The organism is Aerococcus sp. HMSC23C02, assembly GCF_001806805.1.
GTDB classification, from domain to species: Bacteria; Bacillota; Bacilli; order Lactobacillales; family Aerococcaceae; genus Aerococcus; species Aerococcus sanguinicola.
The window spans coordinates 1-12,214 of sequence record NZ_KV786045.1; the positions used below are offsets into that span (position 1 = coordinate 1).

Below are 12,214 nucleotides of genomic sequence, written 5' to 3' on the forward strand. Positions count from 1 at the left end.
CTAGTGTCCTACAAACAGCCCTAAAAGAAGAATTAGGAATCCATTAATCAAATAACGCTTATACGAACGGAGCCAGCTAACTAGAGTTGGCTCTTTTGTTATAAACTTACTCTTGACTACTCCGAAAATACTCCGCTTAGACAATACAATAAAAGCGGCGGAATCGGCACCCTTAAAAAGCTGAATCGGACAAAATGGACGCCATAAAAAGAAAAAATAGACTTTTCGGCCCCCTAAAAAAGGGGAGAACTACATGTTACTAGCAAGGATTAAGAACCTCATAAAACCTCAATGTTATTTTAAAAATGATGGAAAAAGGTGGATAGGGAGAACCTGACAAAACCTGACATGTTTTCTAGATGCTTGAGTGATGCCATCAACATGTTAAAACTTGTTATGATGAATCAAAAGGAATACAAAAAAAGCACCTAACTTAATAGGCGCTGACTAACTAATTTAGCGGTGGGGGTAGACCCATATTTATTTTTAGCTTAAAACCCTCCTGTAATCCCTCCAGTAGAGACTGGAGGGATACCGTTTTTAAGGGTTCATGAGTTTTTTAAGAATGCTATTATATCAATGTTTTAGGGACTTTTTGAAGGTGCCTAAAACAGCTTAAAGGAGACGAAGGGATTCGAACCCTCGTGCCGGTAGTCACCGACAAGTTGATTTCGAGTCAACCGCGTTATGACCTCTTCGCTACGTCTCCATAGAATAAGTACAAGAATTATCTTAACGCTAATCGGCTAAAAATTCAAGTGGGAAATCGGCATGCGCCAGGAAAATCAGGCAGCGTCCAGAAAATCTTCCTCGCCTGCCTAGGCGGTCTCTAGAGATTTGTGTTAAAATGGGGAGATGAATCGTTTGGCTAAGCTCATTCTCGCTTGGAAGGCCTAGGATAGATAAAGATACAAGCAAAGGAGTGCATGATGGTTCAAAAGACTAAGAAAACCCCAATGATGGAACAGTATGAGGCCATGAAGGCTAAGTATCCAGATGCTTTTCTCTTTTTTAGGTTGGGGGACTTTTATGAATTATTTAATGATGATGCCTTGAAAGCGGCCCAGTTGTTAGAGATTACCTTGACGAGTCGCAATAAGAATGCGGAGAACCCCATTCCTATGTGTGGGGTGCCTTATCATGCGGCGGGGGACTATATTCGCCAGCTGATTCGTTTAGGCTATAAGGTGGCCATTGCTGAGCAGATGGAAGACCCTAAGCAAGCGAAGGGGATGGTGCGCCGGGAAGTGATCCGCTTGATTACGCCGGGAACCTACCTGGAAGAGGGCAGCCAGCAGCGCAATAATTATATTTGTTCCTTGCTTCAGAGCAAGTCAGGCTATGCCTTAGCCCACAGTGACCTAGGGACTGGGGAGTTGCAGGTGACCCAGCTGACGAGTTTGGAATCTCTCTTAACGGAGTTTGCCCAACTTCAGCCGAGTGAGTTGGTGGTAGAAACAGAGCCTGATGAAGACTTCTTAGACAAGCTCAAGCGCCTAGCAGACTTTACGCTCTCGGTTTATAGTCCGGACCCAGCGGCAATTGAAGACCAGGACCAGCTCTTGACGGCAATTGAAGGGGCAGATGAGCGGGCAGCTTTGACCCTGCTTTTGGCCTATGTCCAAGCCACTCAGTTCCAGATGGTGGACCACTGGCAGGAGGCCGAACACTATGAAGTGGACCACTACCTACATTTGGACCACTATGCCAAGCGGAACCTGGAACTCACAGAATCGATCCGGACCCGCCAACAGGCTAATAGTCTCTTGGCCTTTCTTAATCAGACCCGAACTGCAATGGGCAGCCGGCTCTTGCGTCAGTGGCTTGACCGTCCCTTGATTATCGCGGCTGATATTGAACGCCGGCAGAATTGTGTGGCTGATCTCATGGACCAATACTTCGTCCGCTTAGAGATCCAGGAGCAATTGAAAGGGGTCTATGACTTGGAACGCCTGGTGGCTAAGATTTCCATGGGCAGTGTCAATGCCCGGGAACTCCTCCAACTCAAGCAGTCCCTAGCCAAGGTGCCAGCCATTGTCCATAATCTCCAGCTCTTACTGGCTGAAGATGAAGACCGGCAGGCCCACTGGCAAGGTGTTTTAGAGAGTTTAACGGCCTTGCCGGAAGTGGTGGACCTGATTGACCGAGCCATTGATCCGGATGCCAATGTGCAGATTACGGAAGGCGACATCATCCGTGATGGCTTCAACGACCAACTCGACCACTACCGCGATGCCATGCGCCACGATAAGGCTTGGATTGCCAAGCTCCAGGCAGATGAACGCGAGCGGACAGGGATCAAGTCGCTCAAGGTGGGCTACAATAAGGTTTTTGGTTACTATATTGAGGTCACCAAGGCTAACCTCCACCTTCTCGATGACTTGGAGGAGAATAACTATGAGCGCAAGCAAACCTTAGCCAATGCCGAACGCTATATTACCCCTGAGCTTAAAGAAATGGAAAGGACCCTCTTAGAAGCGGAGGATAAGTCCATTGACTTGGAATACCAACTTTTTATCCAAGTCAGAGACCAGGTCAAGGCCTATAAGCAGGACTTGCAGGCCCTAGCCAAGTCAGTGGCTAGCCTGGACGTCTTGCAGAGCTTTGCCCAGATCAGTGAAGACTATCAATTTGTCCGCCCTGAAATTTCTCTGGACGACCGGAATTTAGAGATTATTGACAGCCGCCACCCGGTCGTGGAAGCGGTGATCGGCAAGGACCAATTTGTCCCCAATTCCATCGAAATGGACGACAAAACCAATGTCTTACTGATTACAGGGCCCAATATGTCCGGGAAGTCAACCTACATGCGCCAGTTAGCTCTGATTGTGATTATGGCACAGATGGGCTGTGATGTTCCCGCCAAATCGGCTAAGATGCCGATCTTTGACCAGATCTTTACCCGGATTGGGGCAGCTGATGACCTGATTTCAGGCCAGTCGACCTTTATGGTGGAGATGTTGGAAGCCAACCAGGCCATCCAATATGCGACCGACCGCAGCCTCTTGCTCTTTGATGAGATTGGCCGGGGGACCTCGACTTATGATGGGATTGCTTTGGCCCAGGCCATCTTAGAATACCTCCACGACCATTTAGAGGCCAAGCTGCTCTTCTCCACCCACTACCATGAACTGACCAGCTTGGAGGACTCTTTGCCTGGACTCCGCAATATCCACGTGGGGGCTAGCGAGAAGGATGGGGAACTGGTCTTCCTCCACAAGATTTTCCCTGGCCCTGCTGACCGCAGCTATGGGATCCATGTGGCTAAGCTGGCGGGCATGCCAAAAAGTCTCCTAGCCAATGCCGACCGGATCTTGAAAGACCTCCAAGCGAGTCATGGGGAGGACCAAGGGGAACAATTGAGTCTCTTTAGTGTGGCAGAGACCAGTCCCCGAGCTGAAGACCCGACAGCGACCTGGGTCATGGACCAATTGGACCAGGTGGATTTAAACGACACCACTCCTATGCAGGCCTTTGAGCTCTTGCGCAAGCTAGTCGCTAAAGTGGAAGGAGGGGATTAACCATGGCGATCCAACTCTTACCCAGCCAGGTAGCGGACCAGATTGCGGCGGGCGAGGTGGTGGAACGGCCCGCTTCCGTTGTGAAAGAATTGCTGGAAAATGCCATTGATGGCCAGGCCCAGGAGATTGAAATTCGAGTGGAAGAGGGGGGACTCCGCAGCATTCAAGTGATTGACGATGGTATCGGCATCGCGTCTGACGAGGTGGCGTTAGCTTTTAAGCGCCATGCCACTTCTAAGATCCACCAGAGTCAGGACTTGTTCCGGATTCATTCGCTCGGCTTTCGTGGGGAGGCCCTGCCGAGTATTGCTTCAGTTTCTGAAATGACCTTGGAGACTTCAGACGGCCAGACGGGGACCTGGATCTACTTGCAGGCCGGTGAGCTGGTGGACCGGCGCGACAGCCATCTCCGCCAGGGGACCTCAGTTCTAGTGGAGAATCTGTTCTACAATACGCCAGCGCGCTTGAAGTATATCAAGAGCCTGCCAACCGAGCTCTCCCATATTTCCAATATTATTAACCGCCAGGCACTGGGACATCCCCAAATTCGTTTTCGCTATTTTAATGAGGACAAGCTGGTCTTTGAGAGTAATGGCAAGGGCCGGCTCCAGGAAGTTTTGGCGGCTGTTTATGGCTTTAAGCAGGCCCGGGAGATGTACCCGATCGAAGCCGAGAGTTTGGACTTCAAGTTGACAGGCTATGTGTCCCCACCGACCTTGACGCGGGCCAGCAAGAACTACATCTCTCTCTACCTGAATGGCCGCTATATTCGCAATTATAAGTTAAGCCAAGCGGTCATTGATGGTTACCGGGAGAAGTTAATGATTGGCCGCTATCCGATTGCTGTCCTCCATATCGAGGCCGATCCCCAGCTCTTGGATGTCAATGTCCACCCCACTAAGATGGAGGTGCGAATCTCTAAGGAAGATGTCCTCTATGATCTGATCAAAGAGAGCCTGGACCATATCTTTCAACCCCTCCAGCGGATTCCTGAGGCCAACCAACCCCTCCAGTATACCGAAGAAGCCAAAGCAGAGCCCTTCCGCCTAGAAGAAAGCTATGAGCAGGGCCAACTGCCCTTGTCCAGTTCTCGCTCTCAAGTGCCATCAAGGCGACCCAGCCAGCTAAGTGAGCTGGTTTCCTCAACAAATAGCTCTTGGGAAGAAGCGGAAAGGCCAAGTGAAAATGCTAGTCTTGATTCAGAAGATAGTCCAAGTCAGGCTCAGCCGGCTTCTTCAGAGACGATCCAGCCTTCAATCGAGGAGCGCCAGCACAAGCACAGTGAAAAAGAAGTCTGGCGGGATGTGGACCGGATTACGTCCATCGATGCCAAGCAGGTCGACCAGTCCCCGTCTTTTCCTGATCTAGATTATATCGGTCAATTGCACGGGACCTATCTCTTAGCCTCAGATGATACAGGCATGTATCTCCTGGACCAGCATGCCATGCAGGAGCGGATTAAGTATGAATACTACCGGGACCATATCGGAACTTACGGGACCGCTATGCAGGAATTGCTGATCCCTGAACTTTTTGAATTCACCCAGGATGAAATGCTTGAGATCCAGCCCCTCCTGCCCAAATTAAAGGAGATGCAGCTTGACTTTGAACTCTTTGGCAGCCAAACCCTGCAATTATCTGCCCATCCCACTTGGATTCGCTCTGACCAGGTCCATGAGACGGTAGAGGAATTAATCCAACTGGCCCTGACCGATAAATCAGCCAGTGTGAGCAAGTTCCGCCAGGCGACAGCCATCATGATGAGTTGCAAGCTCTCGATTAAGGCCAACCACTACTTGTCTGATGACCAAGCCAAGCAACTGATTGCTGACCTGAGCCAGTGCCAGAATCCTTTTAACTGTGCCCATGGTCGACCAGTTCTGATCCACTATTCGACTTATGAAATTGAGCGTTTGTTTAAACGGATCCAGGATAGCCATTAGTCCCGGGCACAAATGTTCGCATTTGGCAAGCTTTATGTTAGAATGAAAGTGACAAAACCTTAAAGGAGTGACTGAAATGGACCAAGCCAATAAAGAAGCACGTTTGAAAGAATTAGATGATATCCAATACCGGGTGACCCAAGAAAGTGGGACTGAAGCACCTTTTTCAGGGAAGTATGATGACCACTATGAAAAGGGCATCTATGTGGATATTGTCGATGGGAGCCCGCTCTTTGCCTCAACGACTAAATTTAATGCGGGGTGTGGTTGGCCTTCCTTCTCTAAGCCGCTCTTTGACGACCAAATTAAGGAAAATACCGACACCAGCCACGGCATGGTGCGAACCGAAGTGCGGAGCCAAGCCGCAGATTCTCACCTCGGCCATGTCTTTAATGATGGGCCTAAAGACCAAGGCGGTTTGCGCTACTGCATCAATTCCGCAGCCTTAGACTTCATCCCTTACGAAGAAATGGATGAAAAAGGTTACGGCGACTATAAGAAATTTGTAGAATAGGAGCATTCCGTCATGTATGCTTATTTTAAAGGAAAGATAACCAGCATCTTACCGAATGCGATTATCATTGAAGTGAATGGGATTGGTTACCAAGTGATTATGGCCAATCCCTATCGCTTTTCTAGCCAGGTGGGGCAGGAAGCAAGAATCTGGCTCTACCAAGCAGTCAGCCAAGATAGTATCCGCCTCTATGGTTTTAGCGATGAAGCAGAGAAGGACTTATTCCTGCATCTGATCTCGGTCTCAGGGATCGGGCCAAGGAGTGCCTTGTCCATCCTCAGCTTGGGTGACCATGAAGGCTTGATCCGGGCCATTGACCAGGCAGATAGTCAATTCTTGACCAAGTTTCCTGGGGTCGGCAAGAAGACGGCCCAGCAGATTATCCTCGACTTGCAAGGGAAACTGACAAGTGATGTTGAAGGTAAAACGCCTGCCCAAGCCGCTTCGACGAGTCCAGCCCATCCCATTGCCCAAGAACTGGAGGAGGCCCTGGACAGTTTGGGCTATTCCCAGCGCGATATCCAGCGTGTGCTCAAGCAGATGGACTTTGACCAAGTGGCGACCACTTCGGACGCTATCCGCCAAGCCCTGCGCTTGATGACGGCCCGCTAGTTATTTAGGACAAGGAATTGTGAAAGGAGGCCTGCAGTGGCAGAACGTATACTAGATGAGAATAATCAAGGCCTAGCGGAGGAGAAGTTTGAAGGTTCGCTCCGTCCTCAGTATTTAAGGGAGTATATCGGCCAGTCCGCCCTTAAAAAGGAGCTAGCGGTCTATATCCAAGCTTGCCAGGCCAGAGATGAATCCTTAGACCATGTCCTCCTCTATGGCCCACCTGGCTTGGGGAAGACGACCCTGGCCTATGTCTTAGCTAATGAACTCGGGGTAGGGGTCCACACGACCAGCGGCCCAGCGATTGAGAAGACAGGAGACTTACTCGTCTTACTCAATGAGATGGCGCCGGGGGATATTCTCTTTATTGATGAGATCCACCGCTTGCCCCGGGTGGTGGAAGAGATGCTCTATTCGGCGATGGAAGACTTCCGCGTGGATATTATTGTGGGTCAGGATACCGAAGCCCACGCTATCCAGTTTGACCTGCCCCCCTTCACCTTACTGGGGGCCACCACACGGGCAGGGGCCTTATCAGCGCCTCTGCGCGATCGTTTCGGTATCGTTAAGCAGCTGCGCTACTACAGTCCTGACGAGCTCAATGCCATTGTTCAGCGGACTAGCCAGGTGCTCAATAGTCCCATCGATGACCAGGCCAGTTATGAAATTGCCTTGCGGTCGCGCGGGACGCCGCGGATTGCCAACCGTTTGTTGAAGCGGGTCCGGGACTTCGCTCAGGTCTTCAATGAGGACCAACGCATTGACCTGGCTATTACCCAGAAGGCCTTGGACATTTTGGAAGTGGATGCCAAGGGACTAGACGCTGTTGACCGGAAGATCTTGGAAACCATGATTTTTTACTACCAAGGCGGCCCGGTCGGCTTGTCGACAATTGCTGCTAATATTGCCGAAGACCCCCTCACCATCGAAGATATGTATGAACCCTACCTGATCCAAAATGGCTTTCTCCAACGGACGCCTCGGGGACGGATCGTCACCTCCCTAGCCTATAGCCATTTAGGGATCGACCCAGAAGAAAGCAAGTGAAAAAGGAAGCGAATGGAATGACATTAAAAACATCAGACTATGACTATGACCTACCCGAAGAACTGATTGCCCAGACCCCAACCAAGGACCGGTTAAACTGCCGGCTTTTGACCCTCGATGCCCAGACTGGCCACTATGCAGACCATATGTTTGCTGACTTGCTCGATATCTTGGAAGCTGGAGATGTGCTCGTCCTCAATGACACCCGGGTCCTCCCTGCCCGGCTTTTGGGCACCAAGGAAGAAACCGGTGGCCATGCCGAGCTTTTATTGCTAAATAACTTGGAAGGGGACCGCTGGGAAGTTCTCGCTAAACCAGCCCGCCGCCTGAAGACAGGGACTATTATCCAATTTGGAGACGGCCAGTTAAGAGCTAAGGTGGTGAAGGAATTAGACCACGGGGGACGAGAAATTGAATTTCTTTATGAGGGCATTTTTATGGAAGTTCTCGAAGCCCTGGGAGAGATGCCCCTGCCTCCATATATCAAAGAGCACTTGGATGACCCGGACCGTTATCAGACGGTCTACGCCAAGGAGAATGGATCAGCAGCGGCACCAACAGCCGGTCTGCATTTTACCGAGGACTTCCTAGACCAGGTCCAAGCCAAGGGCGTTGACCTGGCCTATCTGACCCTCCATGTGGGCTTAGGTACCTTCCGTCCTGTGAGCGCCGATGATTTAACTGACCATGAGATGCATTCGGAATTCTACCGTTTGGACGAAGAGAATGCCCAAAAGATCAAGACTGCTAAAGCAGCGGGCAAGCGGGTTGTTGCAGTTGGCACTACCTGTATCCGTACCCTGGAGACCATCGCGCAAAAATTTGATGGCCAGCTCCAAGCAGACTCAGGTTGGACTTCTATCTTTATTTACCCAGGCTTTGACTTCAAAGTGGTTGACGCCATTATTACCAACTTCCACCTGCCCAAGTCGACCTTAGTGATGTTAGTTAGTGCCTTCGCCGGCCGCCAGCATGTCCTGGCTGCCTATAAGCACGCAGTGGAAGCCTCTTACCGCTTCTTTAGCTTCGGGGACGCTATGTATATCCAAGGACCCCAATACCGTGAAGACGATTAACTTGTGACCATACGGGGAAAGGAGAGAGCTTATGTTTGCCCCCTTGCATGTCAATAGTGCCTATACCTTACTCAAGAGTCCCATGTCCCTCGCTGATTATGTGGCTTTTGGCAAAAAATTGGGCTACCAGGCGCTGGGCTTGGCCGATGTCAATGTCCTGTACGGCGCCTGTGAATTCTACGACCTCTGCCAGGAAGCGGGGATTAAGGCCCTGATTGGTCTATCCCTCCAGCTCCCTTCTGAACTTATGGGTCAGGACTTTGAAGAATATGTGGTTTATGCGCGCAACCAGGCAGGCTACCAGGTCCTCATGCGCTTGTCTACACTGGTTAAAACCGGGCGTTACGCAGAAGCCTTGGATCGTTTAAAAAAGGAGAATGATAATCTCCTGGTAGTCCTGTCTGCCGTTTATGGCCCTCATATGGCACGGATTAAAGAGAATCAAGACGCTGAAGCTCTGGCCTGGTGCCAGGGCTTTAAAGCGCATTTTAAGGCAGGTAATCTCTATATTGGGCTGAGTGCCCAGGCCTTTGACCGCTACCACTTGGATAGCATTAAAGCGCTGAGCCAGAAGACCGGCTTAGACCTCCTTGCCTTGCCTTATGTTGCCTACTTAGAGACGGAGGACGTTTTCTACAAGCAAGTCCTAGCAGCTATTGACCAGAACCGGCCCCTAGAAGATATTGAAGCTAGCCGGGAGGGGCGGGGCCCTCACTTTCTAAGGTCGCCGGCAGATTGGCGGGCTGAATACGCTGAAATCGGATTAGCGGAGGCGGTGGACCGTCTGTCTGACTTAGTCGCTGATCTGAATGTCGAGATGGTCTACCACAAGGAACTCCTGCCGCGCTTTCCCCTAGCTGAGGGGGAGGATGCCCAGTCCTACTTGGCCCAGCAAGCAGCCCAGGGTTTGGCCGAGCGCGTGGGCGACCAGGCAAATTTTAAAGCTTACCAGGAGCGTTTGACCTACGAACTTCAAGTGATTCATCGGATGGGTTTTGATGATTATTTCTTGATTGTGTGGGATATTATGCGCTATGCCCGGGCCTCTAAGATTACTGTAGGGCCTGGTCGGGGGTCAGCAGCAGGCTCCTTGGTCGCCTATGCCCTCTTCATTACCCATGTCGATCCCATTGAAAATGACCTACTCTTTGAGCGCTTCCTCAATCCCGAGCGCCACAGCATGCCCGATATCGACTTGGACTTTCCCGACAACCGCCGTCAGGATGTCCTCCACTATGTCTATGAAAAATACGGGGCCGACCATGTGGCCCAGATTGCTACCTTCGGAACTTTTGCTGCGCGCAAGGCCCTGCGCGATGTGGGCTCAGCCCTAGGTAAGAGTCAAGCCGAAATTAGTAGCTGGGCCAATCAAATTAAAGGTCAGGTCAGCTTACGCCAGGCCTACCAAGCTTCCAAAGACTTCCAGCGCCTGCTAGAGGAAACGGAAGATGGCAAGCTCTGGCTCCAAGCGGCGCTGAAATTAGAAGGCTTGCCCCGCCATGTCTCGACGCACGCGGCAGGAGTCCTGATTAGCGACCGGCCCCTGGTGGCGGATATTCCCCTCCAGCAGAACGCCAACAATGAAATCTTACTCTCTCAATTCACCATGGGCGAAGTCGAGCGGATTGGGCTCTTGAAGATTGACTTCTTGGGCCTTATCAACTTGAGCATCCTCCACGATGTCAAAGAAGCTGCTGAGAAGTTAGGCTATAAAGACTTAGACCAAAAATTGGCCCAAAAGGATGATCCGGCGGTCTACCAGCTCTTCCAGCGGGCTGAGACCCTGGGCGTCTTCCAATTTGAATCGGACGGTATCCGCAATGTCCTGCGCCAAGTGAGTCCCGAATCAATGGAAGACCTGGCAGCCGTCAATGCCCTCTTCCGGCCGGGACCAATGAAGCAGATCAACCACTTTGCCCGACGCAAGCACGGTCAGGAAGCTATCTCTTATCCCCATGAGGACCTTGCCCCGATCTTGGAAGCAACATACGGGGTCATGGTCTACCAAGAACAAGTCATGCAGGTGGCCCAAAAGATTGCTGGCTTTAGCCTCGGTCAGGCCGATATCCTGCGCCGGGCCATGGGCAAGAAGCAGCAGGAAGTCTTAGATGGCCTCCATGACCAATTCATCGCGGGAGCTATCGACCAGGGCTATGAGGCAGGCTTGGCCGAAGAAGTCTACCACTATATCGATGCCTTCGCCAATTATGGCTTCAACCGGTCCCATGCCTTTGCCTATTCTTACTTGGCTTATGACTTGGCCTGGTTCAAGGTCCATTGCCCGGCTGCCTTTTATTACGGTAACCTTCGCCACACCAGCATCCATGACGTCAAGGGTAAGCAGCTCTTAACGGAGGCCCGGTCAGCCGGCATTGAAATTGACCTACCCAGTGTCAACCGGTCCTTCATGCCCTTGGACCTGGTCGACCAGTCGACCCTCCGCCTGGGTCTATCCAATATCAAGACCCTGAGCCGGCCGGTGAGCCGGAGCATTATTTCAGAGCGCCAGTACGGAGGTGCCTATAAGGATCTTATGGATTTTGTCAGTCGCTTGGACCAAGCAGCTGCCCGGGAAAAGGTGCTGACCGCTCTAGCCTTATCCGGCGCCCTGGATGACTTTAACTATAACCGCCGGACCCTGGTGGAAGATGCCCTGCCTAAGTTGCTGGACCACCGCAAACTGTTTGGCCAGCAGAGCCAACAGAGCCAGCTAGACCTGGGCATGGCCAATGACTACCAGTCTCTCTTTGCTCCGGTCATTGAAGAATGCGAAGAGTACAAAGATTCCGAACTGATCCAGCAAGAGATAGACTACCTGGGCCTCTGCCTGAGTGTCGATCCCTATGCAGCCTGGAAGGACTTCTACCAGACAGGCCAGCTCCAGGCCATTAGCGATCTCAAACCAGGCCAGGGAGTTCAGGTTATCGGTGAAGTCATCCATGTCAAACGGATCCAAACGAAGAAGGGGCAACCCATGGCCTTCCTGGAAGTCCAAGATGCCACGGGGACGGTTAACTTAACTGCCTTTCCCCAGACCTATATCCGCTATGCCGCCTTCTTGCGGGACAAGCAGAAACTGGCCGTGCGCGGTAAGACTGAAGAGCGGCGCGACCAACTCCAAATCCTAGTCGATCAAGTTTATCCCCTGGACCAGGCCTACTACCAGCAGCTCAAAGACCAAGCCATTAAGCAGGGGCGGGCGGGCGCCTTCCATATCGAAGTCGCCAACCAAGCAGCCGCTTCCCAGAAGAAGGCAGACCTGCTTGCCCTTGTCCAAGACCAACCTGGCATCACGCCCCTCCACTTTATCTTCAAGGAGGAGGGCAGCCAGCATTGGTTGGGCTCACAATTTGCACTCGCTCATACGCCCCAGGTCCTCCAAGCCCTTAAGGATATTTATGGGGCAAAACATGTCATTCTCAGCTAACAAGTTCGTGAAAAAATTACAAATAGGGCGACATTTTTTAGAAAAAATGTTAAGATAAAACTGTATGAATTAAT

The 12,214-nt window shown here is 51.3% G+C and carries 7 protein-coding genes and 1 tRNA gene; 7 read left to right on the forward strand and 1 reads right to left on the reverse strand.

From position 1 onward, the window contains the following. Positions 1-619: 619 nt before the first annotated feature. A tRNA-Ser gene (locus HMPREF3090_RS05630) sits at positions 620-709 on the reverse strand. A 220-nt stretch (positions 710-929) separates the two neighbouring features. On the opposite strand from HMPREF3090_RS05630, the gene mutS reads away from it, so the two are divergent. The 7 genes from mutS to HMPREF3090_RS05665 all read left to right on the forward strand — a co-directional run bounded on the left by mutS (position 930) and on the right by HMPREF3090_RS05665 (position 12,140). Further along, on the forward strand, positions 930-3,521 hold the full coding sequence (gene mutS, locus HMPREF3090_RS05635) for a DNA mismatch repair protein MutS (RefSeq protein WP_070486137.1): 2,592 nt from the start codon (positions 930-932) through the stop codon (positions 3,519-3,521). Between the two features lie 2 nt (positions 3,522-3,523). Then, complete coding sequence (mutL, locus tag HMPREF3090_RS05640; RefSeq protein WP_070486139.1) at positions 3,524-5,464, forward strand: DNA mismatch repair endonuclease MutL; 1,941 nt, start codon at positions 3,524-3,526, stop codon at positions 5,462-5,464. 76 nt (positions 5,465-5,540) lie between these two features. Continuing rightward, complete coding sequence (gene msrB, locus HMPREF3090_RS05645) at positions 5,541-5,978, forward strand: peptide-methionine (R)-S-oxide reductase MsrB (protein ID WP_067971960.1); 438 nt, start codon at positions 5,541-5,543, stop codon at positions 5,976-5,978. A 12-nt stretch (positions 5,979-5,990) separates the two neighbouring features. Beyond that, a complete protein-coding gene (ruvA, locus tag HMPREF3090_RS05650) occupies positions 5,991-6,590 on the forward strand; it encodes a Holliday junction branch migration protein RuvA (RefSeq protein WP_067971958.1) in 600 nt (199 codons plus the stop codon). A gap of 36 nt (positions 6,591-6,626) precedes the next feature. After that, a complete protein-coding gene (gene ruvB / locus HMPREF3090_RS05655) occupies positions 6,627-7,637 on the forward strand; it encodes a Holliday junction branch migration DNA helicase RuvB (protein WP_067971954.1) in 1,011 nt (336 codons plus the stop codon). A gap of 17 nt (positions 7,638-7,654) precedes the next feature. Beyond that, on the forward strand, positions 7,655-8,713 hold the full coding sequence (gene queA, locus HMPREF3090_RS05660; RefSeq protein ID WP_067976497.1) for a tRNA preQ1(34) S-adenosylmethionine ribosyltransferase-isomerase QueA: 1,059 nt from the start codon (positions 7,655-7,657) through the stop codon (positions 8,711-8,713). Positions 8,714-8,744: 31 nt separating this feature from the next. Further along, positions 8,745-12,140 carry a DNA polymerase III subunit alpha gene (locus tag HMPREF3090_RS05665; RefSeq protein ID WP_067971951.1) on the forward strand — a complete coding sequence of 1,132 codons (3,396 nt, stop codon included), beginning with the start codon at positions 8,745-8,747 and terminating at the stop codon, positions 12,138-12,140. The last annotated feature ends 74 nt before the right edge of the window (positions 12,141-12,214 follow it).